The sequence below is a fragment of the Ectopseudomonas guguanensis genome, from assembly GCF_900104265.1.
In the GTDB taxonomy this organism is placed as follows: Bacteria; Pseudomonadota; Gammaproteobacteria; order Pseudomonadales; family Pseudomonadaceae; genus Aquipseudomonas; species Aquipseudomonas guguanensis.
In genome coordinates this window covers 188,127-212,833 of sequence record NZ_FNJJ01000010.1, presented here as the reverse complement: position 1 = coordinate 212,833, position 24,707 = coordinate 188,127, and the positions used below count along the sequence as shown (strand labels likewise).

The window sequence follows — 24,707 nt, the reverse complement described above, 5'->3', positions numbered from 1 at the left end:
TTGTGGTGGGTCAGAGCAGGCTCAGCGCGTTGTGGCTGAGGCCTCGCAATTCGTTGGCGGTGCTGTGCGGGTGTTGCAGACGGCCGGGGTCGCGCCAGGCCGCGCCGGGGTGATCGGCGGGCAGCCGTGGGCCCTGGCCGAACAGCTTGTGGCGCAGGGTGCCGTCTGCGTAGGTGGTCTTGTAGCGGCCGCGGCGTTGCAGCTCGGGCACCACCAGATCGATGAAGTCGGCGTAGCTTTCCGGGGTGACGATGCGCGTCAGGTTGAAACCGTCCAGGCCGGTGGCGTCGATCCAGGCGATCAGTTGTTCGGCCACTTGCTCGGGCGAGCCGACCACCAGGGGGTAGCGACCGCCGAGGGCGTGCTGTTGCAGCAGGCGGCGCTTGGTCCAGCCGCTGAAGGTCTTGACCACCGACTCGATGGCATTGGTCTTGCGCGGCTGGATCGGCTCGTCCAGGCCGAAGGCGGCCAGGTCGATACCGGTGGAGCTGGAGAAATGCGCGATGCCGGCTTCCGGGCTGGCGTAGCGCAGGTACTCGGCGTGCTTGTCGCGGGCCTTTGCCTCGGTCGGTGCGACGATCACGGCGATGCCCATGAACACCTTGATGGCCTCGGCCGTGCGACCGGCCGCCACGGCGCTGGCGCGCACCTTGTCGACCTGGGCGCGCACCGCCGCGTGATCGTTGCCGCCGATGAACACGCACTCGGCATGCTCGCCGGCAAAGCGCAGGCCGCGTGGTGACGAGCCGGCCTGGAACAGCAGCGGCGTGCGCTGCGGCGACGGCTGGCTGAGGTGATAGCCCTCGACCTGATAGAACTCGCCCTGGTGGCGTACCTTGTGCACCTTGCCCGGCTGGGCGTAGACGCGCCGCTCGCGGTCGGCCAGCACGGCATCGTCCTGCCAGCTGCCTTCGAGCAGTTTGTAGAGTACTTCCAGGTACTCGTCGGCCTGGTCGTAGCGGCGGTCGTGCTCGACCTGCTGCGGGCGGCCCATGGCCTTGGCCGCGCTGTCCAGGTAGCCGGTGACGATATTCCAGCCGATGCGCCCTTGAGTGAGATGGTCGAGGGTCGAAAGGCGCCGGGCGAAGGTGTAGGGCGCCTCGTAGCTGAGGTTGGCGGTCACGCCGAAACCCAGATTGCGGGTCACGCCGGCCATGGCCGAAACCAGCAGCAAGGGATCGTTGACCGGTAGCTGGATGGCTTCCTGCAGCGGCAGGTCGATGCCGTTCTGGTAGACGTCGTAGACGCCGAGGATGTCGGCGATGAACAGCCCGTCGAACAGCCCGCGTTCGAGCAACTGGGCCAGTTCCGTCCAGTAGCTCAACTGGTTGAACTCCGTCGAGCGGTCGCGCGGGTGCGTCCACAGGCCGTGATGGATGTGCCCGACGCAGTTCATGTTGAAGGCGTTGAGGAGGATTTCCCTGGCCATCAGATGGTCCCCCGGCGCGGTGGCAGGCGCTCGTTGAGCACGTAATCGCCGATGGCGTGGTACTTCCAGCGCACCGGGTCGTGCAGGGTGTGGGTACGTGCGTTGCGCCAGTGGCGGTCGAGGCCGTATTCGGCCAGGGTGGCGCGGCTGCCAGAGAGTTCCAGCAGCTTGCTGGCAATCAGCAGCGAGACTTCGGTGCTGATGGCGCGGGCTTCGGCCACGGCGATCGAGGCAGCGGCCACGCTCTGTTCGTCCGGCGCGGCCTGGGCGCGATCGACGAATTCGCCGGCTCGCTCCAGCAGCGCTTCGGTAGCATGCAGGCGGATCACCAGACGGCCGATTTCCTGCTGGGTCAGCGGGTCATCGCTGGCCTTGTCGATGCCGGCGTCGATCCACGGACGCGACTTGTGCCGGACGAACTGCAGCAGATCTTCGTAGGCGGCGCGGGCGATGCCGGTGTCGATAGCCGCATGCAGCAGCTGGGCGAAGGGGCCGACGGTGGTCGGACGGTCGAAGGCGCTCTGAAACGGCACCACGTCATCGGCGGCCACCGGCACGTTGTCCAGCAGCACCGAGCCGCTGCCGGTGGTGCGCTGGCCGAAGCCGCTCCAGTCATCGATCACCTGCAGGCCGGGCGCCTGGCGCGGGATGAAGGCCAGTTGGCCATTGCCGTGCTCGTCCACCGCCAGGGTGGGGATACGCTGCGCATACAGCGCGCCGGTGGCGTAGAACTTGCGCCCGTTGACGCGGTAGTGCTCGCCGTCGCGGCTCAGACGCGTGTTGCGATCCAGTGCGGTCTTGGTGCCGAGTTCGGCCAGGGCGTTGCCGAAGCGCCGGCCTGCCAGCACCTCGCCATAGAGGCGGCGCTGCTGCGCTTCGCTGCCGTTGATGCGCAGCACTTCCAGGGCATAGAAGTGGTTCTGCGGAATCTGCCCGAGCGAGGCATCGGCCTGGGCAATGCGGGCGATGACCTTGGCCAGGGTGACGCTGGAAACGCCCGCGCCGCCAAAGGCCTTGGGTACGCTGATGGCCCACAGGCCTGAATGGCTGAACAGTTCCAGCTCAGCGTGCGGCAGGCGCCGTTCGCGGTCGCGTTCGGCGCTGCCGGGGGCCAGTACCTCGGCCAGGGCCTGGGCTACATCGAGGGCTTCGGCGTCGCTGCGAATCAGCGCCACCGTATTGGTCAGAGGTGCGTTCATGGCTCAGATCCAGGAATGGCGGGCAGGGTGGCGCTGGTTGAGGTGCCAGGCGCCGACGGCGTGGTACTTCCAGCGCACCGGGTCGTGCAGGGTGTGGGTGCGCGCGTTGCGCCAATGGCGGTCGAGGCCGAACTCGGCCAGGGTGGCGCGGCTGCCGGCCAGTTCCAGCAGCTTCTCGCTGGCCTGGAGGCTGATTTCGGTGGTGAGCGCCTTGGCTTCGGCCACTGCGATGGAGGCGCGGGCGGCGGCATCGGCATCGATGGCGCTTGCCGCGACTTCATCGAGCACGCGAGCGGCCTTGTGCAGCAGGGCTTCGGCGGCGTGCAGTTCGAGCTGCAGGCGGCCGACATCGGCGATCACGTAGAGATCATCGCCGGCACGCTCGACCTTGGCGTCGATCCACGGGCGAGCCTTGTGCCGCACGAAATCCAGGGTATCGCGCAGCGCGCCGTCGGCGATGCCCAGATCGATGGCGGCCTGGATCAACTGGGAGAAGGCGCCCTGGATGCTCGGCTTGTCGGCCAGCGGCCAGAGCGGGATCAGGTTGTTCTCGTCCACCTCCACCTCGTTGAGCAGCACGGTGCCGCTGGCGGTGGTGCGTTGACCAAAGCCGGACCAGTCGTTGACCACGCGCAGGCCAGGGCGGCCGCGCTGGATAAAGGCCAGCCAGGGCCGGCCCTGGTCGTCCAGCGCCTTGCTGGCGATCCAGTGAGCGAAGAGAGCGCCGGTGGAGTAGAACTTCTCACCGCTGAACAGCCAGCGACCGTCGCGCTGCACCAGGCGCGCCTGGATGTCCAGGGTGTGCTTGCTGCCCCGTTCGGGGCCGCCGTTGCCGATGCGCCAGCCGGCCAGCACGCTGGCGAACAGGCGCTGCTGTTGTTCCTCGCTGGCGGCCGCCTGTAGAACGCCGAGCAGGCCGAACTGGTTCTGCGGAATCTGCCCCAGGGCCGGGTCGACCGCGGAGATGATGCGAAACACCTCGGCGATGGTCACGTAGGACAGCTGCGGGCCGCCAAAGGCGCGCGGCACGGCGATGCTGCCGAGGCCGCTGGCGGTGAAGCGTTCCACCAGTTCCCAGGGCAGGCGGCGCTCGCGGTCGCGCTGGATGACTTCCAGCTGCGCCGCTTCTGCCAGGGCATGTGCAGCCTGCAGGGCTTCGGCGTCGGTGCGGAGAATGGTGGCGGGGAAGAGCGAAGGGGCGACGTCCTGGTCGCTGTCCTCAAGGGTAATCGGACTGGTCATGCAAACCTCATCTCGTGGATGTGCCGCAACGGCACCGGGATGAGGGCGCAACGGAGCGGCTGGAAAAATCGAGGCTCCGGTGGTCCGGTTTTTATACCCTAGAAGATTTAAAAATATCTGTTAAATATGTTTTAGGAATATCCATGTACCCATAAGTTGGATCGATACCTGCTCTCAGTCCGTTTACGTTGCCGGACTAGGTCGCCAGCAATGTCGTGATCTGATTGACGCTGATCACTTGCCCGCTCCAGATCATTTCGTAATGCGCGCTCTGGATGATCGAGGTGACAGGGCGCGGCGTCATAAGCGCCCAGCAGATGTTGCCGGCAGAGCGAACCGAGTGATAACGCAGGCCTGCGCATGCTGCGCCTTTGACCTGCGCCCCCAGTTGATGCGAGTAGGCGTAGTCGTCCGGGGCATAGATGGGGTCCGACAGCGGCACCACCGTGGCGTCGCGCAAGCCGGCTTCGTTGAAGCTTGCGGTCAGCCCCCTGAAGACGAAACGCTCGTAGTTGAGGTCCGGCACCTTCGACCAGTAGCGCTGCTGGTGGTAGCACACCTCGGCAATCGCGGTATCCATTCTGTCCGCCAGGTACAGCACGCCGAAGCTGCCGCTGCTGAAGCGCGAGCCAGCCGGGTTGACGTGGGTGAAGGGCGCCGTCGCATAGGAGCAGCCGGCAATGCCGAAGGGAATCTGATCGCGCGCGATCAGCTCCAGGCGGCCGATCTCGTTCTGCAGCCTTGGATTGGTCAGCGCCTGGATCTGGTAGAGGGCGTCGAAGTCCTCTGCATCGGCGACGTCATCGAACAGGGCGATGGGTGGGAACTTCGAATTGACCAGGCGGTAGGCCTGTACGGGTTGATCGTCCAGCAGCGGCAGGTCGCTGAGCATTACCACTGGGCACCTCGCAGGGTGTCGATGCGCCGGAATGTCTCGTACAGCGAGATCATGTCGCCCTGGGCCATGACTTCCAGCGGCGCGCGGCCGTTGAAGAATTCATTGTGGTTTTTCATCAGGGCAAAGCCATAGACGTTGTCGGGGTTGTCGAAGACCACGCGCAATGCGGCATGGATGTTCAACACCAGGCTGATGCGCTGCATCTGGTCGGAATCCAGGCTCACCGTCCACGCCGCATCCTGCTGGCTGGCGCGGGTGTAGGTGCTGCGGGAAATACGCAGTACTCGGCAGGCCTGCTCGGGAGAGGCCTTCCACTTGTCGAGAATGTTCAGCGCAGCGCGCAGGCCGGCTGCGCACTGGCTTTTCGAGAAGTCCTGAATCTGGATGGCGGTCGCGGTCATGGCAAGCTCTCTTTAATCTGTAGAGCAAAATATAGCACATATTATTCTACAGACTAAAAGAGCCTGTTCCGCGATATCAGCCTCGCCCCAGGCGCCGCTGCAGATCACGAGCGTCATAGGGCGCCCGAACCTTTACGTCGTTATCGAAGTAGCAATAGACATCCCGCGCCTTGCGCCGGGGCTTATGGCCCGCGTCGATCAGGCGCGCGTCATCGGGCTGGCCGCCGGCAGCCCAGGTTTCGATGCGCTGCTGCCAATGCTGCAGGGCTTGCGGCGAGTATCCGCTGACATAGAGCTCGGCATCGCCGTGCAGGCGCAGGTAGAGGAAGTCGGCGGTGATGTCCTCGGCGTAGGGCCATTTTCCTGCCGTATCCGCCACCACCAGGGCCACGCCGCGCTGACGCAGCAGTTCGATGAAGGCCGGCTCGCGGAAACTGGCGTTGCGGATTTCCACCGCATGGCGCAGCGGACGATCAGCCGCTGCGTCCAGGTAGCCGGCCACGTGCAGGCGGGCGGAGGCATGGCGGGCAAGGCTGCGAGCCTGCCCGGTGTCCGTCGGCAGCTTGGCGAGGAAGTTGGCGAAGAGGTCTGCGTCGAAGCGGAAGCTGGGCGGAAACTGCCAGAGGATGGGGCCGAGCTTTTCCTTAAGGCTCAGCAGGCCGGAGGCGAAGAAATTGGCCAGCGGTTCGTCGATCTCCACCAGCCGACGCACATGGGTGATGAAGCGCGGCGCCTTGACGCTGAAGACGAAGTCATCGGGCGTCTGCGCTGCCCATTTGCCGTACCGCTCGGGTGTCTGCAGGCCGTAGAACGAGCCGTTGATCTCGATGCTGTTCACCTCGCGCGACGCGAACTCCAGCTCGCGCCGCTGGGCCAGGCCCTTGGGGTAGAAGTCGCCGCGCCAGGGGGCGTAGCGCCAGCCGGAAATGCCGATGCGCACATCGCTCATGCCGGCACCTGCGGCAGCCGTGGGCAGTGCTGGTCGGAAAGGGTCATGGGCATTACCTCGCAACTCGCATGTTTCATTCGATAGGCGCGAGGTGCGGTCATTCGAGTCAATTTTTTCTGAACCGCAGAGCGCGGACGCGGCCACAACTGTATGGACCTGCGTGGAGGAGTTACGAGATGTCCGGTGAAATCAGTCTGCTATTCATTGCGCTCGGCGTGATCATCATCCTGCTCGACCTGTGGGCCATCGTCAGCGTCTTTCGCAGCGACAAGGGCGTGGAGAGCAAAGCCCTGTGGTCGCTGCTGATCGTGCTGCTGCCGGTGCTGGGATTGGGCCTGTGGGGCCTGTTCGGGCCGCGCGGGATGAGCCCGCCGCCGTCCTCGCCGGAGCACAGCAAGTAACAGCACAGGCGAGAAGAGGAAGGTCAGATGATCGCTGAGAGTTCGACGGAGCCAGCCATATGCGCCGGCCCCGTCCAGTACGGAGACGAACGCCATGCCTAGGGCCATCTGGAAAGGGGCCATCAGTTTCGGTCTGGTGCATATTCCCGTCGCCCTGGTGACCGCCACGTCGACCCAGGGCGTGGATTTCGACTGGCTGGACAAGCGCAGCATGGACCCGGTCGGCTACAAGCGGGTGAACAAGGTCACCGGCAAGGAAGTGAGCAAGGAAAACATCGTCAAGGGCGTGGCCTACGAGAAAGGCCGCTACGTGGTGCTCAGCGAGGAGGAGATTCGCGAAGCGCACCCCAAGTCGACGCAGACCATCGATATCTTCGCCTTCGTCGACAGCGTGCAGATACCTCTGCAGCACATCGACAAGCCGTACTACCTGGCTCCGGACCGCCGCGGCGAGAAAGTCTATGCGCTGCTGCGCGAAGCGCTGAGCAGCACCGACAAGGTGGCCCTGGCTCATGTGGTGCTGCACACCCGACAGCATCTGGCGGCGCTGATGCCGATCGACTCGGCCATGGTGCTGGTGATCCTGCGCTGGCCGAGCGAAGTGCGCGGGCTGGACACGCTGGAACTGGATGACTCGGTAACCAAGCCCAAGCTGGCCAAGAGCGAGCTGGACATGGCCAAGCGCCTGATCAAGGACATGAGCGCCGACTGGCAGCCCGAGGAGTATCAGGACAGCTTCCAGGACCGCATCATGGCGCTGGTGGAGAAGAAGGCCAAGGCCGGCAAGATCGAGAACGTCGAGCAGGTCGAGGGCGAAGAGACCCGGCGCAGTGCCGATGTCATCGACCTGACCGAACTGCTCAAGCGCAGCCTGGGCGGCAAGCCCGACAGCAAGTCGAAAGCCAAGCCCAAGGCGAGCACGCCACGCAAGAGCCCCAAGACCGCACGCAAATAAGCCGGGATACCGACCATGGCCAGAGCGCAGAGCGAATACAACCGCAAACGCAATTTCGAGCAGACCAGCGAACCGCGCGAACAACCGCGCAAGCGCCGCAGCAAGGCCGGTGCGCTGCGTTTCGTGGTGCAGAAGCACGATGCGCGCCGCCTGCACTACGACTTTCGCCTGGAGCTGGACGGCACTCTGAAGAGCTGGGCGGTACCCAAGGGGCCGAGCCTGGACCCGACGCAAAAGCGCCTGGCGGTGCACGTCGAAGACCATCCGCTGGATTACGCCAGCTTCGAAGGCAGCATCGCCGAAGGCAACTATGGCGCCGGCGACGTGATCGTCTGGGACCATGGCATCTGGCAGCCCCAGGGCGACCCGGCGGCTGCCTACCAGGCCGGCAAGCTCAAGTTCACTCTGGTGGGCGAGAAACTGTCCGGGGATTGGACGCTGGTGCGCACTCGGCTGCGCGGCAGTGGTGACAAGGAGCAGTGGCTGCTGATCAAGGAGCGCGACGACACCGCGCGCCCCGGCGACGAGTACGACATCGTCGAGGCGCAGCCGCAAAGCGTGATCAGCGGCGCGCTGGTGGGCGGCCCGAGCAAGGTGGCCAAGCGCAAGGCATCGACGAAACCGGCAAACAGTCGCAAGGCCCAGACGGAGTTCCCCGACAGCCTGGCGCCGCAACTGGCGACCCTGGCCGAGCGTCCGCCCGAAGGCGACTGGCTGTATGAGGTGAAGTTCGACGGCTATCGCATCCTGGCGCGGGTGCGCGGCGATGAGGTGCGCCTGTTCACCCGCAATGGCCATGACTGGACGGAGCGCCTGCCGCAGCAGGCCAAGGCCCTGGCCAAGCTGGGCCTGAGCGACAGCTGGCTGGACGGCGAGGTGGTGGCACTCAATGAGCAAGGTCTGCCGGACTTCCAGCAACTGCAGAATGCCTTCGACATCGGCCGCAGCCACGATCTCATCTACTACCTGTTCGATGCGCCGTTTCTCAACGGCGAAGACATGCGCCAGGCACCACTGGAAACGCGGCGCGGCAAACTCAAGGCTGCATTGGGCAGCACACGGCGCAGCCCGCTGCGTTTTTCGGAGGCCTTCACCGCCCATCACCGCGACATCATCGAGAGTGCCTGCGCCATGTCCCTGGAAGGCGTCATCGGCAAGCGCTCCGGCAGCCTCTACGTGTCGCGGCGCAGCGCGGACTGGATCAAGCTCAAATGCCGAATGCGCCAGGAGTTCGTCATCGTCGGCTACACCCAGCCGCAGGGCAGTCGCAGCAGCTTCGGCGCGCTGCTGCTGGCGGTGAACGAGGCCGATGGGCTGCGCTATGCCGGGCGGGTCGGCACCGGCTTCGGCGACGCCTCGCTCAAGGCCCTGCACGCGCAGTTGCGCAAGCTGGCTCGGGACGAGTCGCCACTCGCGGGGAAACTGACCGCCGCCCAGGTCCGCGGTGTGAGCTGGGTCGAGCCGCAACTGGTCGGCGAAGTGGAGTTCGCCGAGTGGACGCGTGAAGGCATCGTGCGCCAGGCCAGCTTCATTGCCTTGCGCAGTGACAAACCGGCGGCGCAGATCGTTCGTGAGCACCCACGTACGCCAGGTACGGCCAAACCGAAGCCCGAGGCCGCAAGCTCGCGCCAGTCATCCGCCAAGCCGCTGGTGGCCGGGGTGCCGATCAGCCATCCGCAACGAGTGATCGACCCGGACAGCGGCACCACGAAACTGCAGCTCGCTCAGTTCTATGCGGATATCGCCGAGTGGTTGCTGCCGTACCTGCGCAACCGGCCGGTCTCGCTGGTACGGGCGCCGGACGGGGTAGGGGGGGAGCAGTTCTTCCAGAAGCATGCCGAGCGCCTGGCGATCCCCAATATCAAGCACCTGGACCCCAAGCTGGACCCCGGCCACGCGCGGCTGATGGAAATCGACAGCGTGCCTGCCCTGGTCGGTGCAGCGCAGATGGGCTGCATCGAGTTCCACCGTTGGGGCGCTACCAGCGACCGCATCGAAACGCCCGATCATTTCGTGCTCGATCTCGACCCGGACCCGGCGCTGCCGTGGCGCAGCATGCTGGAAGCGACCCGGCTGACCCTGGCCGTGCTCGACGAACTGGGCCTGCAGGCCTTTCTCAAGACCAGCGGTGGCAAGGGCATGCACATCATCGTGCCGCTTGCCCGCCACGCCGACTGGGACAGGGTCAAGGGCTTCGCCAAGGCGCTGGCGCAGTTCATGGCCAGGCAACTACCCGAGCGCTTCACCGCGACGTCGGGGCCGAAGAATCGGGTAGGCAAGATCTTCATCGACTATCTGCGCAACGGCCGCGGTGCCAGTACGGTATCGGCCTACTCGGTGCGCGCGCGGCCCGGCCTGCCGGTTTCGGTGCCGATCGCGCGAAGCGAGCTGGACGGCCTGCGCAGCGCCCAGCAGTGGACGGTCGCCAATCTGCAGCAACGCCTGGAAGGGCTGCGCGAGGATCCCTGGGCCGGTTATGCCAATCGCCAGCGCCTGACCCGCGCCATGTGGGACAGGCTCGGCGCCGAACCGCCCTGAGCCTGGCGCTCAGATCAGCAACAAGACGAGCAGGGCCGCACAGGCTGCGAGCAGGGCGACCACTCGGCTGGAGCTCAAGGCCAATGCGTGCCCGCGCGCACCGCGGGTGAAGCGTCCGCGTACCTCGTGCAAACCGGCGACGGGGTGAAACAGGTTGTCGTCTGCCGATTGCGCCTGGCCTTCGTCCAACTGCCCCTGCCATGCGCGGCGCGCCAGAAGCCAATCGAGCAGACCCGGAAATAACTGGGTGCCGATGATGGCCTTGAGCGTTGGCAGGCCGACCCACAGTTCCCTCGGCGGTGCGCTAGCGACGCTGAGAATGGCGCGCGCCGCGACCGCCGGATCATGAATGGGCGGCACGGGTTGCACGCGGTTACCCAGCTTGTTGCGCGCCCAGTCGAACTGCGGGGTATTGATCGCGGGCAGTTGCACCATGCACACCTTGATCTTGCTGCCCTGATGAATGAGTTCGCAGCGCAGCGAGTCGGTGAAGCCGCGCAGGGCGAACTTCGCCCCGCAATAGGCCGACTGCAGGGGAATGGCGCGATAGGCCAGCGCCGACCCCACCTGGATGATCACCCCACGGTCGCGCGTGCGCATCAGATCGAGCGCCGCCAGCGTGCCATGCACGGCGCCCAGGTAGGTGACCTCGGTCACCCGCCTGATCTCCTCCGGCGTCAATTGCTCGATCGCGGCGAACACCGTGACCATCGCCGAGTTGATCCACACCTCGATGGCGCCCAGCTCGGCCTCGCAGCGTTGCGCCGCCTGTGCGACGGCAGCAGCATCGGCGACGTCCACGCTGATCGCCAACGTCGGCACGCCATAGGCCTGCAGCTCCTCCACCGCGCCTGCCAGGCCCTCGTCGCTGCGAGCCAGCAGGCCGACGGCATAGCCCGCGGCCGCGTAGGCATGCGCGGTGGCGCGGCCGACACCGGCGCTGGCCCCGCAGATCACCACCAGCGGACAATCGTTTCTCTTCATTCAGGCAGCCTCTCGACGATGGGCAGGATCATTTCTTGCGCTTGCCCGGCAGCAGCGAACCGAACAATTGCCTGGCGGTTTGCGCGAGGATGCCGCGCTGGTCCGGGTCGCCTTGCAGCAGGGTGGAGGCGAACTGCTTGGCCTGCTCCAGGCTGATATGCGGCGGCAACGGTGGGACATCCGGATCGGTGCGAAATTCCAGCAGCACCGGACGATCCGCAGCGAGAGCCTGCTCCCAGGCCGGGCCGACATCCTCTTCACGCTCGACCAGCACGCCGGTCAGGCCGATGGAATTGGCGAAGGCATGGTAGGGCACGTCGGGAATGTCCTGCGACGCCGCGAACTTCGGATCGCCCTCCATCACCCGCTGCTCCCAGGTGACCTGGTTGAGGTCCTGATTGTTGAACACCGCCAGCACCCACTGCGGGTTGTCCCATTCGCGCCAGTACTTGGCCACGGTGATCAGCTCGGCCAGATTGCTCATCTGCATGGCGCCGTCACCCACCAGGCCGATCACCGGACGGTCCGGGTGGGCGAACTTGGCGGCGATGGCATAGGGCACCGCCGCGCCCATCGAGGCCAGGCCGCCGGACAGCGAGCAGAGCATGTCGCGGCGTATCTTCAGATCGCGGGCATACCAGTTGGCGCAGGAGCCGGAGTCGCAGGTGACCACGGCGCGCTCCGGCAGGCGCGGCGACAGCTCGTAGACCACCCGCTGCGGGTTGATCGGCTTGGCAGAGACCATGGCGCGGCTTTCCAGGGTCTGGTCCCAGTCGCTGCGCCAGTCCTCGATAGTGGTGCGCCAGCTGTGGTCCTGCTTGTCCTGCAGCAGCGGCAGCAGGGCGCGCAGGGTTTGCGCGGCATCGCCCTGCAGATTGACCTCCATGGGATAGCGCAGGCTGAGCATGTCCGGCTGGATGTCGATCTGTACGCCGCGGGCCTGGCCCTCCTTGGGCAGGAATTCGGAGTAGGGGAAGCCCGAGCCGATCATCAGCAGGGTGTCGCACTGCTCCATCATCCTGTAGCTCGGCACCGTACCGAGCAGGCCGATGGAACCGGTGACCCAGGGCAGGTCGTCAGGCAGCACAGCCTTGCCGAGCAGCGCCTTGGCCACCCCGGCGCCGAGTTTCTGCGCCACTTCGAAGACCTCATCGCCGGCATTCAGCGCCCCGGCGCCTACCAGTATGGCGACCTTCTGGCCGCTGTTGAGGACCTCGGCAGCGCGCTGCAGATCCGCTTCAAAGGGTACGACGCGCGGGTGGCTGTAGCCGATGCCACTGTGCACGGTGCCGTGCTTGTGCGGTGGCTCCTCGTACTCGGCTTCCTGCAGGTCGTTGGGCAGGATGATCGCCGTCACCCGCCGCTCGCCGAGGGCGGTGCGGATGGCGCGGTCGATCAGATGCCGCACCTGCGCCGGCGCGCCGGCGCGCTGGCCTGCTGGACGAAGGCGCCAGCGACGTCCTTGAACACCGAAACCAGGTCCAGCTCCTGCTGGTAATGCCCGCCGAGCGCGGTGCGCGCCTGCTGGCCGGTAATTGCCAGCACCGGCATATGATCCATGCGCGCGTCGTACAGGCCGGTCAGCAGATGGGTCGCGCCGGGCCCCGAGGTAGCGATGCAGACCCCCAGCTGGCCGGAGAACTTGGCATCGGCCGCAGCCATGAAGGCGGCCATCTCTTCGTGGCGGGCCTGGATGAAGCGGATCTTGCCATCGGCCCGGTTGAGTGCGCCGAACACGCCATTGATGCCGTCCCCGGGATAGCCGTAGATACGCCGTACTCCCCACTGGTAAAGCCGCTCGACGATGAAATCTCCGACTGTCGTGGTCATCTGCATCCTCCGTTCGATCGAGTTCGGGTCAGACGAGGCAGCGCCGGCAAGGCCGCTCGCCGCTGTCGTGACCACTGATTAGTGGTGGACGTGAGGCGGCCACGGAAGTTTCTACTGTTTTATCCCCGTTCCCAGGCCGGCAGGCAGGTCGCGGTGCTTCGGCGCCGACCGAGCGGCACGGCCGGCGCCTGTCACCATTGCTTCGCCATTTCGTCACATCCCTGCCACCGCGATTGGTTGCAATCGCAGCAAACGCCTGGAGGATGCTGCGATGCAGATATGCGTGATAGGAGCGGGATACGTCGGGTTGGTCACGGCCACCTGCTTTGCCGAGATGGGCAATCAGGTGATCTGCGTCGAGCGTGACCCGCAGCGCGTCGCCAGGCTTGCCCAGGGTGAGGTGCCGATCTACGAGCCCGGGCTGGAAAGCATGCTGCGGGCGCAACTGGCCAGCGGGCAGCTCAGTTTCAGCGCCCAGCTCAATAGCGGCATCCGCCGCGCCGAGATCATCTTCATCGCCGTGGGCACGCCCAGTGGCGAGGACGGTTCGGCAGACCTTTCACACGTGCTGGCGGTCGCCGATGAGCTGGGCGAGCGGCTGGAGCACGCCTGCCTGATCGTCGATAAATCCACCGTGCCGGTGGGCACCGCCGAACGCGTCGAGCAGCGCATCAACGCCGGCCTGGCGCGTCGAGGCAAGCGCGTGCGGGTGAGCGTTGCCAGCAACCCGGAATTCCTCAAGGAGGGCTCGGCGGTCGAGGACTTCATGCGCCCAGACCGGGTCATCGTCGGCTGTGAAGACGAGCGCGGGCGTGAGCTGCTGCGCAGACTGTATGCGCCGTTCCTGCGCAATCATGACCGCCTGCTGTGCATGGGTGTGCGTGCCGCCGAGTTCAGCAAGTACGCGGCCAACGCTTTCCTGGCGACCAAGATTTCCTTCATCAACGAGATGGCCGGCATCTGTGCTCGCCTGGGTGTCGATATCGAGGAAGTGCGCCGCGGCATCGGCAGCGACCGGCGCATCGGCACGCACTTCATTTATGCTGGCTGCGGCTACGGCGGTTCGTGCTTCCCCAAGGACGTCAAGGCGCTGATCCGCACCGCGGAGCACGAGGGTATCGAGCCGGTCATCCTGCGTGCGGTCGAGGCGCGCAATGCGCTGCAGAAGACCCTGCTGTTCCAGGCCCTGCGCGAGCACTTCAACGGCCACCTGCAGGGCCGGGTCGTCGCGCTCTGGGGCCTGGCATTCAAGCCCGGTACCGATGATCTGCGCGAAGCGCCGAGCCTGGTGCTGCTCGAGGCGCTGCTGATCGCCGGCGCCAGGGTGCAGGCCTGCGATCCGGCGGCAACCGCCGCTGTCGCCGCGCGTTACCCCGAGGCCGTCCAGTCAGGGCAGCTGGTGCTGAGCGAATCACCCTATGCCGTTACCCAGGGCGCCGATGCGCTGGTGCTGGTGACCGAATGGAAGCAGTTTCGCCAGCCGGATTTCCCACGCATTCGCGGCGCCATGCGCATGCCGGTGCTGTTCGACGGGCGCAACATCTACGAGGCCGAACAGCTGGCGGAGCTGGGTTTTCTCTATCGGGGCATCGGGCGGCCTGCAAGCGGCAGTTGTAAGGCCAGCGCGGCTTGATAGACTGAGCGCGCATTCCAACCATCCCCATCTGGGAGTCCCATGATCAAGAAATGCCTGTTCCCCGCTGCCGGTTACGGCACCCGCTTTTTGCCAGCGACCAAGGCAATGCCCAAGGAAATGCTTCCGGTGGTGAACAAGCCACTGATCCAGTACGGCGTCGAAGAGGCACTGGAGGCCGGTCTCAACCAGATCTCCATCGTCACCGGCCGCGGCAAGCGCGCGCTGGAAGACCACTTCGACGTGAGCTATGAGCTCGAGCACCAGATCAAGGGCACCGACAAGGAAAAATACCTGGTGGGTATTCGTCGCCTGATCGACGAGTGCAGCTTCTCCTACACCCGTCAGGTCGAGATGAAAGGCCTGGGCCACGCCATCCTCTGCGGTCAGCCGCTGATCGGTGACGAGCCCTTCGCCGTGGTCCTGGCCGACGACCTGTGCCTGAACCTGGAAGGCGACAGCGTACTGGCGCAGATGGTCAAGCTGTACAACCAGTTCCGCTGCTCCATCGTCGCGATCCAGGAAGTGCCCCGCGACGAGACCTCCAAGTACGGCGTGATCGCCGGCGAGATGATCCGCGAGGACATCTACCGCGTCAGCAACATGGTGGAGAAGCCCAAGCCCGAGGACGCGCCGTCGAATCTGGCGATCATCGGTCGCTACATCCTCACCCCGGACATCTTCGATCTGATCCGCAGCACGCCGCCGGGCAAGGGCGGCGAGATCCAGATCACCGACGCGCTGATGCGCCAGGCCCAGCAGGGCTGCGTGATGGCGTACAAGTTCAAGGGCCAGCGTTTCGACTGCGGCAGCGCCGAGGGTTACATCGACGCGACCAACTTCTGCTTCGAGCACCTGTACAAGACCGGCAAGGCGTTCTGATACGACTGCCTATCAGAGCAGCCTTTCGTAGGAGCCCCGCCTCGGGTCGAAGCCTTGCGCTGTCTCGTCGCCCAGGTTCGCGGCGGGGCGCCGCTCCTACCGAATCGGTGCTTTGATGCGCCAACTGACGCCACCTTCGGGTGGCGTTTTGCATTTCAGGGAATTGGCATCTGTTCCGAACCTGGCCCCAGTGGCTGGCCGTAGCTGAATTCCACGTAGTTGCCGGCAGGATCGCGCAGGCCGCAGTAGTAGCCGACCGGATAGGGCTCGTCACGAGGCGGCCAGATCAGGCAGCCTTCGCGCTCGGCCAGGGCGGCGATGCGGTCGACTTCCTCGCGGCTGCCCAGGGCGAAGCCGAAGTGGCTGTAGTCGTTGGCGGCCAGATTGCGGTCCTGGCCGCCGGGCATGATAACGAAGATGAACTGGTGCTCCTTGCCCGGTTCGGCCATCCAGACGATGCGCGTGCCCTTGCCGGGGCGCTCGTGGATCACCTGCATGCCGCAGAATTGCGCGTAGAAGGCGATGCAGGCATCGAGATCGGGTACATGCAGGGCGAGATGAGTCAGGGTAGGGCGCATATCCACCTCCTGCTTTCAGCTTAGCGCTGGCCTTTACGGTATGCTCCCCATCTGCCAAGGAGATACCCCCAATGAGTTACGACTTCGACCTGTTCGTGATCGGCGCCGGTTCAGGCGGCGTACGTGCGGCGCGCTTCGCCGCTGGTTTTGGTGCCCGCGTCGCGGTGGCCGAGAGCCGCTACCTCGGCGGCACCTGCGTCAACGTCGGCTGCGTACCGAAAAAGCTGCTGGTGTATGGCGCGCACTTCGCCGAGGACTTCGAGCAGGCCACAGGTTTCGGCTGGTCACTGGGCGAAGCGAACTTCGACTGGGCGACATTGATCGCCAACAAGAACCGCGAGATCCAGCGCCTCAACGGCATTTACCGCAACCTGTTGACCAACAGCGGCGTCAGTCTGTTCGAAGGTCATGCGCGCATCGTCGATGCCCACACCGTCGAGGTCAACGGCCAGCGGCATAGCGCCGAACGCATCCTCATCGCCACCGGGGGCTGGCCGCAGATTCCCGACATTCCCGGGCGTGAGCACGCCATCAGCTCCAACGAGGCGTTCTTCCTCGAGCAACTGCCCAAGCGCGTACTGGTGGTGGGCGGCGGCTATATCGCCGTGGAGTTCGCCTCGATCTTCCATGGCCTGGGCGCGCAGACGTCGCTGCTGTATCGCGGCGAGCTGTTCCTGCGCGGCTTCGACGGTGCGGTCCGCGAGCACCTGCGCGACGAGTTGAGCAAGAAGGGCCTTGATCTGCAGTTCAACGCCGACATCGCCAGCATCGAAAAACGCGCCGACGGCAGCCTCGCGGCCACGCTCAAGGACGGCCGCGTACTGGAGGCCGATTGCGTGTTCTACGCCACCGGTCGCCGGCCGATGCTGGACAACCTCGGCCTGGAGAACGTCGAGGTCAAGCTGGACGAGCGTGGCTATATAGAAGTCGATGACCTGTTCCAGACCTCCACGCCCTCGATTCTCGCCCTTGGTGATGTGATCGGCCGTGTGCAACTGACTCCGGTTGCTCTGGCCGAAGGCATGGCCGTGGCGCGTCGGCTGTTCAAGCCCGAGGAATACCGGCCGCTGGACTACCGCATGATCCCCACCGCCGTGTTCAGCCTGCCGAATATCGGCACCGTGGGCCTCAGTGAAGAGCAGGCCATTGAAGACGGGCACCGGGTAAAAATCTTCGAGAGCCGCTTCCGCCCGATGAAGCTGACGCTGACCGAGAACCCGGAGCGCACCCTGATGAAACTGGTGGTCGATGCCGACAGCGACCGCGTGCTCGGCTGCCATATGGTCGGCCCGGACGCGGGCGAGATCGTCCAGGGCCTGGCCATCGCGCTCAAGGCCGGTGCCACCAAGCAGATCTTCGACGAGACCATCGGTGTGCACCCGAGCGCTGCCGAAGAGTTCGTCACCCTGCGTACGCCGGTCAGCCGCTGAGGACAGCATGGAAAAGCTTTTCTACGTGGCCGACCTGTTCGGCGTTGCGGTGTTCGCCATCACCGGGGCACTGATGGCGGGGCGCAAGTCCATGGACCTGTTCGGCGTGCTGGTGATGGCCATCGTCACCGCCCTCGGTGGCGGCACGCTGCGCGACCTGATCCTGGACAATCATCCGGTCAGCTGGATTCGCGACGACACCTACATCCTCGTCGCCTCCCTGGCGGCGCTGGGCACGGTGGTCTGGGTGCGCATGACACGGCCGATCCACGAGAAGGGCCTGCTGATCGCCGACGCCTTCGGCCTCGCCGTTTTCACCGTGTACGGCACCGAGCTGGCGCTGCAGCACGGCACGCCGATCAGCACGGCGGTGATCATGGGGGTGATGACCGGGGTGGTCGGCGGGGTGATTCGCGACGTGCTGTGCAACGAGATTCCGCTGATCTTCCAGAAGGAAATCTACGCCACGGCCTGCATCGCCGGCGCGCTGACCTTCATTGGCCTGCGTGCCCTGGGCACGCCGCACTGGCTGGACACCGGCGCGGCCATGCTGGTGGTGCTGGGCGCGCGCCTGGCGGCAATCCACTGGCATCTCGGCCTGCCGCGCTTCCACCTGCTGGACCGGTATTGAGCATGATCGACAGACTCGACCACCTGGTCCTGACGGTGGCGGATATCGACGCCACCGTCGCGTTCTACGAGCGCGTCCTGGGCATGCGCCACGAGCGTTTCGGTGCCGGGCGCAGCGCCCTGGTGTTCGGCCGGCAGAAGTTCAACCTGCACCAGTTCGGGCGCGAGTTCGAGCCCAAGGCCGCCAGGCCGACAGCGGGCGCCATCGACCTGTGCCTGATCACCCACTGGCCATTGCAGCGTGTCATGGCTCATCTGGCCGAGCAGGGCGTGACGGTGGAAGAGGGGCCGGTGGCGCGCACCGGCGCGGTGGGGCCTATCGAGTCGGTGTACTTTCGCGACCCGGACGGCAACCTGATCGAGGTGAGCCGTTACCTCGAGGCTGCGCCCGAGTAGAGCGCACCCGCTTCTGCGCGATTCAGGGCGAAAGCTCCGGGTCCAGATCCCTGGCGGTTTCCCGCGACTGGTCGATGGGCTGCAGGTTGCCAGGGCCGGCTTCGTCCTCGACCTCGGCATCGGCCGTCGCCAGTTGCAGCAGCCTGCTGGTGGAGCGCCAGATCGCCTGAAACTGCTCTGGATTCTCGTTGAGGCTGTTGCCGTAGCTGGGCACGATCTCGCGGATCTTTTCCTGCCAGGCAGGCGACGCGAAGGGCTCCTTGAAGGCGCGCTGCAACAGATCGAGCATGATCGGCGCCGCCGTGGAGGCTCCGGGCGAGGCGCCGAGCAGGCCGGCGATGCTGCCGTCCGCGGCAGCGACCACCTCGGTGCCCAGCTTCAGTACGCCGCCCTTGTCCGCATCGCGCTTGATGATCTGCACGCGCTGGCCCGCCTGCCACAGGCGCCAGTCATCCTTCTTGGCTTCCGGGTAGTAGGCCTGCAGCGCTTGGAAACGGTCATCGTCGGACTGCATGACCTGGCCGATCAGGTAGCGCACCAGGCTGAATTCGCTGAGCCCGACCTTGGTCATCGGCCAGACGTTGCGGGTGGTCATGCTGCCGAACAGGTCCCAGTAGGAGCCCTGCTTGAGGTACTTGGTGGAGAAGGTGGCGAACGGGCCGAAGAGGATCATGCGCTTGCCATCGAGCACGCGGGTATCGAGGTGCGGCACCGACATCGGCGGCGCGCCGGTGGGAGCGATGCCGTAGGCCTTGGCCATGTGGCGCACGGCGATTTGCGGGTTCTCGGTCACCAGGAACGAGCCGCCCACCGGGAAGCCGCCATAGTCCTCGGCCTCGGGAATGGCGGACTTCTGCAGCAGCGTCAGCGCACCGCCGCCTGCGCCGACGAAGACGAAGCGAGCATCGGTGCTGCCTTCGCTGCCGTCGTCGAGATTGCGGAAGACCACGCGCCAGGTGCCGTCGTCGTTGCGGCTGATGTCGCGAACTTCGGTGGACAGGCGCAGGGAGAAGTTGTCCTGCTGCTGCAGATGGCCGACGAACTGGCGGGTGATCTCGCCGAAGTTGACGTCGGTACCATCCGGCGACCAGGTGGCAGCGACTTTCTGCTGCGGATCGCGCCCGGCCATCATCAGCGGCACCCAGTTGCGAATCTGCTCCGGGTCTTCGGAGTACTCCATGGAGCTGAACAGCGGGCTGGCCTGCAGGGCCTCGTAGCGTTTCCTCAGGAAGCGGATGTTGTCGTCGCCCCAGACGAAGCTCATGTGCGGCGTGCTGTTGATGAAGGAGGGCGGATTTCCCAGCACGCCCTGGCGCACCTGCCAGGCGAGGAACTGCCGGGTGACCTGGAAGGATTCGTTGATCTCGATGGCCTTGCTGATGTTGATGTTGCCGTCCTTGTCCTCCGGCGTGTAGTTCAGCTCGGCCAGGGCCGAGTGGCCGGTGCCGGCATTGTTCCAGCCGTTGCTGCTCTCCTCGGCGACCGCATCCAGACGCTCGATCATCTCCATCGACCATTGCGGCTCCAGTTCGGCGAGCCATACCGCCAGGGTGGAACTCATGATGCCGCCGCCAATGAGCAGCACGTCCACCTTCTTCGGCTCCTGCGCCTGAAGGGGCGTGCAGCCCATCGCCATGGCCAGGCCGGCCAGCCCGATCCTGATGTTCATTCCATTACCTCCAACGCCGATTACCGCATGGCCACGCGTGGCCCCATAGCAACTAGGGACTGCCAGCGGCAGGCATGGGTCGCCCGAAGCGACGAATGGCAGGCGCTGCCGTTCGGGGCGCTTCGCTGCAGCGCTGGCTGGCGGTCTCGGTGGCTGTCGCCAGCTTCGCGATTTGCACGCGGCAGGCAACCGCCGGCGCGAGGTTTTCATGGCTCTTCCGACGAGCGTCCTGAGCCGGCGCGCGAGTGCGCAGCAGAGCGGCTGCAGCGGTTTCGCTGTGCACGCATCGAGCGTAACGGCGAGGGCTGCAGGCAAGGATGGCGTGAGCAGAAACCGGCATGACCGCTCGTCAGCGATTGCCGAGCGAGGCGGAAAAAAAGGCTGAACATCCGCGCAGGGCACTTTCTCCAACTCAGTGCACGGGCAATTCTGCCCATCACTGAGGAGAAACGTCATGAGCACCAACAAGAACCCTGGCAACTTCGCAAACGATCGTGAGAAGGCTTCCGAAGCAGGCAAGAAAGGCGGTCAGAACAGCGGCGGCAACTTCGCCAATGACCGTGAAAAAGCCTCCGAGGCAGGCCGCAAGGGTGGCCAGAACAGCCACGGTGGGGGCCGCAGTTGATTGATTGCGTAGCCTGGGGGAGGCCCGCTACGGGCCTCCTTTCCCTCTTGCGCAACGAAACGGCAAACGCGCGAAATACCTTGAACCGCCAAGGTTTCGGGCAGGTCAAGTTCTAGTACCGAGTCACTCACATTGGTACAGAACCCATGATCAAGAAATGCTTGTTCCCCGCCGCCGGTTACGGCACCCGTTTTCTTCCCGCCACCAAGTCGATGCCCAAGGAAATGCTCCCGGTCGTCGATACCCCGTTGATCCAGTATGGCGTCGAGGAAGCGCTCGAAGCCGGGCTGCACGAAATCGCCATCGTCACCGGTCGTGGCAAGCGCTCGCTGGAGGATCACTTCGACATCAGCTACGAGCTGGAGCACGAGATCTCCAACACCGGCAAGGAAAAATCCCTGAGCGGGGTGCGCCACCTGATCGACCAGTGCACCTTCTCCTACACCCGCCAGATCGAGATGAAAGGTCTCGGTCATGCCATTCTCACCGGCCGCTCGCTGATCGGCGACGAGGCCTTCGCCGTGGTGCTGGCCGACGACCTGTGCCTGAACCTGTAAGGCGACGGTGTGCTTACCCAGATGGTCAAGCTCTACGAGCAGTTCCGCTGCTCCATCGTCGCCATCCAGGAAGTGCCGATGGAAGAGGTTTCGCGTTACGGCGTGATCGCCGGCGAAGCATTGCGTGACGACATCTTCCGCATCGAGCGGATGGTGGAAAAACCCAACCCGGAAGATGCGCCGTCGAACCTGGCAATCATCGGTCGCTACATCCTGACCCCGGATATCTTCGAACTGATCGAGCAGACCGAACCGGGCAAGAGCGGCGAGATCCAGATCACCGACGCGCTGATGAAGCAGGCCCAGCAGGGCTGCGTGCTGGCCTACAAGTTCAAGGGCCGCCGCTTCGACTGTGGCTCGGCCGAAGGCTACGTGCAGGCCACCAATTTCTGCTTCGACAATCGTCATAAAACCCACCCGGTGACGGCCAGCCCACGTCTGCAGGCCGTCTGAACGCTTACCCTGAAGGGAGGAATGAACGATGAATGACAAGACCCTGCCCGCTCAGCATCAGGAGCGGCAACCTGGCGTCGAACACGCCATGCACCCCGAACCGGTCTACCTGGCCGACGATTACCGCGCCGCCGGCAAGCTGGCCGGCAAGGTGGCGATCATCACCGGCGGCGACAGCGGCATCGGCCGCGCCGTCGCCGTGCATTACGCCCTGGAGGGCGCCAAGGTCGCCCTGGTCTATCTCGACGAAGATGAGGACGCGCAGAAAACCCTCGACGAAGTGAACCGGCACGGCGGCGAGGCCATCGCCCTGGCCGGTGACGTGGGCGACGGCAGCTTCTGCCAGTGCGTGATCGATGCGGTGATCGCCAAATGGGGGCGCATCGACATCCTCATCAACAATGCCGGCGAGCAGCACCCCGAGCACAACCTCGAAGCACTCGAGGAGGCGCAGTGGGAGCGGACCTTCCGCACCAACATCTTCGCCATGTTCCATCTGACCAAGCTCGCGCTGCCGCACCTGCAACCGGGGGCGAGCATCATTAACACCAGTTCGGTGACGGCCTACAAGGGCAACCCTATGCTGCTCGACTATTCCTCCACCAAGGGCGCGATCACCTCGTTCACCCGTTCGCTGTCGATCAACCTGGCGCCGCGCGGCATCCGCGTCAACGGCGTGGCTCCGGGGCCGATCTGGACCCCTTTGATCCCGTCCACCTTCAGCGCCGACAAGGTCGCCGAATTCGGTGCCGAAACACCGCTGGGCCGTCCCGGACAGCCCTCGGAAGTGGCGCCGGCATTCGTCTATCTGGCCAGCAACGACGCCTCCTACGTCACCGGGCAGATGCTCCATGTAAACGGTGGCAGCGTGGTCAATGGCTGATGAAAAAAGCCTGAACGAGTCGGCGAAGCGCCTGCCTGAATTTATGTGGAGGCAATAACGCCTCGCGAAAAAACTCTCAGGAGGCACCAGCAATGGCGACCAACAAGAATCCGGGTAACTTCGCAAACGATCGTGAAAAGGCTTCCGAAGCCGGACGCAAGGGCGGCAAGAACAGCGGCGGCAACTTCGCCAATGACCGCCAGAGAGCGTCCGAGGCCGGACGCAAGGGTGGCCAGAAAAGCCATGGCGCTCGCGACTCGTGATCGTCACCTCTGGGCCCGCTGCTAGCGGGCCCGGGTCTTTATAACGATGTGATTGGCAGACCTGAGGAGAGCAAGACGATGAATGCCATCGAACTGCTGAAGAAGGACCACGAAACCGTCAAAGACCTGCTGGGCAAGCTCGAGGAAACCACCGAACGCGCGGTGCAGACGCGCAAGAAGCTGCTTGCCAAGATCGAGCAGGAACTGAAGATTCATACCGAACTCGAAGAGCAGATCTTCTATCCGGCCTTCCGCCAGGCCGGCAGCAAGGATGACGCCGTAATGACCGTCGAGGCCAAGGAAGAACACCGCGCCGTCGAAGCGCTGGTGCTGCCCGACATCAAGGAAACGCCGCCCTCGACCATCGAGTTCTCCGGCCGGGTCAAGGTGCTCAAGGAGCTGCTCGAACACCATATCGAGGAAGAGGAGCGCGACATGTTCCCGCAGGCGCGCAAGCTGCTGAGCAAACAGCAGCTGGAGCAGCTGGGCGAGTCGATGGAAGTGCTGCGCAAGTCCCTCAAGAGCAGCATCCAGGCCGACGCGGCCTGAAGCCGCATGAAGGCGCCTGCCTGGCAGGCGCCTTTATGGCCGGGTTCGCCGAAGGCTCGGTCGAAAGAGCGAGGCCCCCAGGGGAAGCGCTGGAAGACCGTGATTCCCGCCTTGGCGGGAATCCGGAACCTGCGGCTTACCCAAACTCCCGCGTTAGTAGTGGAATGCTGTTCGATCAAGAAATGGTCGGACGCGATTAGTCCTTCACTCCGTCAGGGAGAGGGGAAAACCGGCAGTTTTAGTGATGTCTTCAGCCCTCTCCCCCAGCCCCTCTCCCATGAATGGGAGAGGGGAGCCACACGCGTGCAACCTCAAGTGAACCTTAAGTGAACGGCATTACGCATTAGTCGCGGCTGTTTCCTGGCGCTGAGGCTGACCGGGCTGGTAGGTCAGCCGCAACGCCACGCAGGCGATACGCTCGGCCTCGGCGTAGGCCGGCTTCTGCAACTCCTCGCCGAACACGTCCGGATCGATTTCCTGGTAGTCCCAGTCCCAGCCGGTGTCGCGCAGCGACAAGCGTATGGCCTCGAACAGAGGGTCCTCGCCGGCGAATATCGCCACGCCGGTGTACAGCAACAGCGTACCGCCGGGGGCCAGTCGCTCCATCGCCGTATCGAAGATCGCCAGAGACAGTCCGGCGCCGTGCTTGCCGCCGCCATGACGGTAGGTGCGTTGTTGCGCATCGAGCATGTAGGGCGGGTTGGCGACGATCAGGTCGAACTGCCCGTCCACGTCGCGCAGCAGGTCGCTGTGCTGCACCCGCAGGTTGTGGACACCGGCCTGGCGCGCATTCACGCACGTCATGGCCAGGGCCCTGGGGTTGATATCCAGCGCCATGACCTCGGCGTGCGGGCGCAGCTGCGCCGCGGTGATCGCGCCCGGGCCGGCGCCGCAGCCGATATCGACGATGCGCCGCAATGGCTGCTCGGCATGCGCCAGGTAATCGCGCAGCAGGCGGGTGAAACGGTAGGTATCAGGGCCGAAGAACACCGCGTCGCTGTCCTCGGTGGGAAAGCGCGAGTGCACGTAGAGGTCCTCGCCCAGGCTGGAGAAGCGTACCCGGCTGATCCAGCCCTGGGGGTGGGGCTGCAGCACCTGCGCCTGTTCCATGAGCGCGACGATGTCCTCGTCGAGCGTGCCGGTGGCGAAGGGGCGGCTCCAGCCGAACACGTCGCGCAGGTCGTTCGCCAGTGCATTGCCGGCACGCTGGTTGACCTGCTGATGGGTCAGCGGCGTGGGGGTGACGAAGCGGTAGCCGCGCTCGCGCAGCAGGCTGCCCAGGCGCAGCAGCGCGAGGTCTTGCGGGATGTCGAGGGTCTGTTCGGGCATGGGT

The 24,707-nt window shown here is 65.1% G+C and carries 22 protein-coding genes and 2 pseudogenes; 13 read left to right on the top strand and 11 right to left on the bottom strand.

The features are described 5' to 3' along the window. Nucleotides 1-10 precede the first annotated feature (10 nt). The 6 genes from BLS61_RS16060 to BLS61_RS16035 form a co-directional block, all read right to left on the bottom strand. Nucleotides 11-1,429: an LLM class flavin-dependent oxidoreductase gene (locus tag BLS61_RS16060; RefSeq protein WP_090432474.1), complete on the bottom strand. Its 1,419-nt coding sequence runs from the start codon at nucleotides 1,427-1,429 to the stop codon at nucleotides 11-13. Next, entirely contained in the window at nucleotides 1,429-2,628 is a 1,200-nt protein-coding gene (locus BLS61_RS16055) for an SfnB family sulfur acquisition oxidoreductase (RefSeq protein ID WP_090432472.1), read from the bottom strand. The genes BLS61_RS16060 and BLS61_RS16055 overlap by 1 nt, the downstream gene beginning before the upstream one ends. A gap of 3 nt (nucleotides 2,629-2,631) precedes the next feature. Continuing rightward, complete coding sequence (locus BLS61_RS16050) at nucleotides 2,632-3,870, bottom strand: SfnB family sulfur acquisition oxidoreductase (RefSeq protein WP_090432469.1); 1,239 nt, start codon at nucleotides 3,868-3,870, stop codon at nucleotides 2,632-2,634. A gap of 196 nt (nucleotides 3,871-4,066) precedes the next feature. Further along, nucleotides 4,067-4,762, bottom strand: a complete 696-nt coding sequence (locus BLS61_RS16045) for an RES family NAD+ phosphorylase (protein WP_090432467.1) — start codon at nucleotides 4,760-4,762, stop codon at nucleotides 4,067-4,069. After that, nucleotides 4,762-5,169, bottom strand: coding sequence for an antitoxin Xre-like helix-turn-helix domain-containing protein (locus BLS61_RS16040; protein WP_090432465.1), 408 nt, complete (start codon nucleotides 5,167-5,169; stop codon nucleotides 4,762-4,764). The genes BLS61_RS16045 and BLS61_RS16040 overlap by 1 nt, the downstream gene beginning before the upstream one ends. Nucleotides 5,170-5,245: 76 nt before the next feature. Continuing rightward, the gene (locus BLS61_RS16035; RefSeq protein WP_090432463.1) at nucleotides 5,246-6,118 is read right to left on the bottom strand and encodes a DUF72 domain-containing protein; all 873 of its coding nucleotides are present in this window, start codon (nucleotides 6,116-6,118) and stop codon (nucleotides 5,246-5,248) included. A gap of 176 nt (nucleotides 6,119-6,294) precedes the next feature. Between BLS61_RS16035 and BLS61_RS16030 the strand changes: the two genes are divergently transcribed. From BLS61_RS16030 to ligD, 3 genes are all read left to right on the top strand, one after another. Continuing rightward, complete coding sequence (locus BLS61_RS16030) at nucleotides 6,295-6,519, top strand: PLDc N-terminal domain-containing protein (RefSeq protein ID WP_090432462.1); 225 nt, start codon at nucleotides 6,295-6,297, stop codon at nucleotides 6,517-6,519. Between the two features lie 94 nt (nucleotides 6,520-6,613). Continuing rightward, nucleotides 6,614-7,474 (top strand): non-homologous end joining protein Ku, encoded by an 861-nt coding sequence (gene ku, locus BLS61_RS16025; RefSeq protein WP_090432460.1) that lies wholly within the window; start codon nucleotides 6,614-6,616, stop codon nucleotides 7,472-7,474. A 15-nt stretch (nucleotides 7,475-7,489) separates the two neighbouring features. Continuing rightward, a complete protein-coding gene (gene ligD, locus BLS61_RS16020) occupies nucleotides 7,490-10,012 on the top strand; it encodes a DNA ligase D (protein WP_090432458.1) in 2,523 nt (840 codons plus the stop codon). Between the two features lie 9 nt (nucleotides 10,013-10,021). Here the strand turns inward: ligD and BLS61_RS16015 are convergent, their stop codons facing one another. Next, nucleotides 10,022-10,996, bottom strand: coding sequence for an SDR family oxidoreductase (locus BLS61_RS16015; protein WP_090432456.1), 975 nt, complete (start codon nucleotides 10,994-10,996; stop codon nucleotides 10,022-10,024). A gap of 28 nt (nucleotides 10,997-11,024) precedes the next feature. Further along, nucleotides 11,025-12,826 (bottom strand): annotated as a pseudogene (locus tag BLS61_RS16010) (thiamine pyrophosphate-requiring protein). Nucleotides 12,827-13,097: 271 nt separating this feature from the next. Here BLS61_RS16010 and BLS61_RS16005 point away from each other — a divergent pair. Together BLS61_RS16005 and galU (BLS61_RS16000) are read left to right on the top strand one after the other, a co-directional pair. After that, a complete protein-coding gene (locus BLS61_RS16005; RefSeq protein ID WP_090432454.1) occupies nucleotides 13,098-14,459 on the top strand; it encodes a UDP-glucose dehydrogenase family protein in 1,362 nt (453 codons plus the stop codon). 42 nt (nucleotides 14,460-14,501) lie between these two features. After that, complete coding sequence (galU, locus tag BLS61_RS16000; protein ID WP_090432453.1) at nucleotides 14,502-15,341, top strand: UTP--glucose-1-phosphate uridylyltransferase GalU; 840 nt, start codon at nucleotides 14,502-14,504, stop codon at nucleotides 15,339-15,341. A gap of 155 nt (nucleotides 15,342-15,496) precedes the next feature. On the opposite strand, the gene BLS61_RS15995 is transcribed toward galU (BLS61_RS16000), so the two are convergent. Continuing rightward, nucleotides 15,497-15,919: a VOC family protein gene (locus BLS61_RS15995; RefSeq protein ID WP_090432451.1), complete on the bottom strand. Its 423-nt coding sequence runs from the start codon at nucleotides 15,917-15,919 to the stop codon at nucleotides 15,497-15,499. A 71-nt stretch (nucleotides 15,920-15,990) separates the two neighbouring features. Between BLS61_RS15995 and gorA the strand changes: the two genes are divergently transcribed. The 3 genes from gorA to BLS61_RS15980 are packed head-to-tail and all read left to right on the top strand — an operon-like array spanning nucleotide 15,991 to nucleotide 18,375. After that, complete coding sequence (gene gorA, locus BLS61_RS15990) at nucleotides 15,991-17,349, top strand: glutathione-disulfide reductase (protein WP_090432449.1); 1,359 nt, start codon at nucleotides 15,991-15,993, stop codon at nucleotides 17,347-17,349. Nucleotides 17,350-17,356: 7 nt separating this feature from the next. Continuing rightward, nucleotides 17,357-17,980, top strand: a complete 624-nt coding sequence (locus BLS61_RS15985; protein ID WP_090432447.1) for a trimeric intracellular cation channel family protein — start codon at nucleotides 17,357-17,359, stop codon at nucleotides 17,978-17,980. Between the two features lie 2 nt (nucleotides 17,981-17,982). Continuing rightward, on the top strand, nucleotides 17,983-18,375 hold the full coding sequence (locus BLS61_RS15980) for a VOC family protein (protein WP_090432445.1): 393 nt from the start codon (nucleotides 17,983-17,985) through the stop codon (nucleotides 18,373-18,375). A 22-nt stretch (nucleotides 18,376-18,397) separates the two neighbouring features. Here BLS61_RS15980 and mqo read toward each other — a convergent pair whose 3' ends face one another. Next, the gene (mqo, locus tag BLS61_RS15975; protein ID WP_090432443.1) at nucleotides 18,398-20,044 is read right to left on the bottom strand and encodes a malate dehydrogenase (quinone); all 1,647 of its coding nucleotides are present in this window, start codon (nucleotides 20,042-20,044) and stop codon (nucleotides 18,398-18,400) included. Nucleotides 20,045-20,498: 454 nt separating this feature from the next. Between mqo and BLS61_RS15970 the strand changes: the two genes are divergently transcribed. The 5 genes and pseudogenes from BLS61_RS15970 (at nucleotide 20,499) to BLS61_RS15950 (ending at nucleotide 23,374) form a co-directional block, all read left to right on the top strand. Beyond that, nucleotides 20,499-20,669 (top strand): con-10 family general stress protein, encoded by a 171-nt coding sequence (locus BLS61_RS15970; protein WP_024308202.1) that lies wholly within the window; start codon nucleotides 20,499-20,501, stop codon nucleotides 20,667-20,669. Nucleotides 20,670-20,815: 146 nt separating this feature from the next. Continuing rightward, nucleotides 20,816-21,679, top strand: a pseudogene (gene galU / locus BLS61_RS15965) (UTP--glucose-1-phosphate uridylyltransferase GalU). A gap of 28 nt (nucleotides 21,680-21,707) precedes the next feature. After that, nucleotides 21,708-22,562 (top strand): SDR family oxidoreductase, encoded by an 855-nt coding sequence (locus BLS61_RS15960; protein WP_090432441.1) that lies wholly within the window; start codon nucleotides 21,708-21,710, stop codon nucleotides 22,560-22,562. Between the two features lie 92 nt (nucleotides 22,563-22,654). Continuing rightward, nucleotides 22,655-22,825 (top strand): con-10 family general stress protein, encoded by a 171-nt coding sequence (locus BLS61_RS15955; protein ID WP_013715547.1) that lies wholly within the window; start codon nucleotides 22,655-22,657, stop codon nucleotides 22,823-22,825. A 78-nt stretch (nucleotides 22,826-22,903) separates the two neighbouring features. Further along, nucleotides 22,904-23,374 carry a PA2171 family ribosome-binding persister protein gene (locus BLS61_RS15950; RefSeq protein WP_090432440.1) on the top strand — a complete coding sequence of 157 codons (471 nt, stop codon included), beginning with the start codon at nucleotides 22,904-22,906 and terminating at the stop codon, nucleotides 23,372-23,374. 336 nt (nucleotides 23,375-23,710) lie between these two features. Here BLS61_RS15950 and BLS61_RS15945 read toward each other — a convergent pair whose 3' ends face one another. Further along, entirely contained in the window at nucleotides 23,711-24,703 is a 993-nt protein-coding gene (locus tag BLS61_RS15945) for a class I SAM-dependent methyltransferase (RefSeq protein WP_090432438.1), read from the bottom strand. Nucleotides 24,704-24,707: the final 4 nt, after the last annotated feature.

Excerpts from the sequence above, each read along its gene's own strand:
- BLS61_RS16060 (WP_090432474.1), bottom strand. The coding sequence starts at position 1,429 with ATGGCCAGGGAAATCCTCCTCAACGCCTTCAACATGAACTGCGTCGGG.
- BLS61_RS16055 (WP_090432472.1), bottom strand. The coding sequence starts at position 2,628 with ATGAACGCACCTCTGACCAATACGGTGGCGCTGATTCGCAGCGACGCC.
- BLS61_RS16050 (WP_090432469.1), bottom strand. The coding sequence starts at position 3,870 with ATGACCAGTCCGATTACCCTTGAGGACAGCGACCAGGACGTCGCCCCT.
- BLS61_RS16045 (WP_090432467.1), bottom strand. The coding sequence starts at position 4,762 with ATGCTCAGCGACCTGCCGCTGCTGGACGATCAACCCGTACAGGCCTAC.
- BLS61_RS16040 (WP_090432465.1), bottom strand. The coding sequence starts at position 5,169 with ATGACCGCGACCGCCATCCAGATTCAGGACTTCTCGAAAAGCCAGTGC.
- BLS61_RS16035 (WP_090432463.1), bottom strand. The coding sequence starts at position 6,118 with ATGAGCGATGTGCGCATCGGCATTTCCGGCTGGCGCTACGCCCCCTGG.
- BLS61_RS16030 (WP_090432462.1), top strand. The coding sequence starts at position 6,295 with ATGTCCGGTGAAATCAGTCTGCTATTCATTGCGCTCGGCGTGATCATC.
- ku (WP_090432460.1), top strand. The coding sequence starts at position 6,614 with ATGCCTAGGGCCATCTGGAAAGGGGCCATCAGTTTCGGTCTGGTGCAT.
- ligD (WP_090432458.1), top strand. The coding sequence starts at position 7,490 with ATGGCCAGAGCGCAGAGCGAATACAACCGCAAACGCAATTTCGAGCAG.
- BLS61_RS16015 (WP_090432456.1), bottom strand. The coding sequence starts at position 10,996 with ATGAAGAGAAACGATTGTCCGCTGGTGGTGATCTGCGGGGCCAGCGCC.
- BLS61_RS16005 (WP_090432454.1), top strand. The coding sequence starts at position 13,098 with ATGCAGATATGCGTGATAGGAGCGGGATACGTCGGGTTGGTCACGGCC.
- galU (WP_090432453.1), top strand. The coding sequence starts at position 14,502 with ATGATCAAGAAATGCCTGTTCCCCGCTGCCGGTTACGGCACCCGCTTT.
- BLS61_RS15995 (WP_090432451.1), bottom strand. The coding sequence starts at position 15,919 with ATGCGCCCTACCCTGACTCATCTCGCCCTGCATGTACCCGATCTCGAT.
- gorA (WP_090432449.1), top strand. The coding sequence starts at position 15,991 with ATGAGTTACGACTTCGACCTGTTCGTGATCGGCGCCGGTTCAGGCGGC.
- BLS61_RS15985 (WP_090432447.1), top strand. The coding sequence starts at position 17,357 with ATGGAAAAGCTTTTCTACGTGGCCGACCTGTTCGGCGTTGCGGTGTTC.
- BLS61_RS15980 (WP_090432445.1), top strand. The coding sequence starts at position 17,983 with ATGATCGACAGACTCGACCACCTGGTCCTGACGGTGGCGGATATCGAC.
- mqo (WP_090432443.1), bottom strand. The coding sequence starts at position 20,044 with ATGAACATCAGGATCGGGCTGGCCGGCCTGGCCATGGCGATGGGCTGC.
- BLS61_RS15970 (WP_024308202.1), top strand. The coding sequence starts at position 20,499 with ATGAGCACCAACAAGAACCCTGGCAACTTCGCAAACGATCGTGAGAAG.
- BLS61_RS15960 (WP_090432441.1), top strand. The coding sequence starts at position 21,708 with ATGAATGACAAGACCCTGCCCGCTCAGCATCAGGAGCGGCAACCTGGC.
- BLS61_RS15955 (WP_013715547.1), top strand. The coding sequence starts at position 22,655 with ATGGCGACCAACAAGAATCCGGGTAACTTCGCAAACGATCGTGAAAAG.
- BLS61_RS15950 (WP_090432440.1), top strand. The coding sequence starts at position 22,904 with ATGAATGCCATCGAACTGCTGAAGAAGGACCACGAAACCGTCAAAGAC.
- BLS61_RS15945 (WP_090432438.1), bottom strand. The coding sequence starts at position 24,703 with ATGCCCGAACAGACCCTCGACATCCCGCAAGACCTCGCGCTGCTGCGC.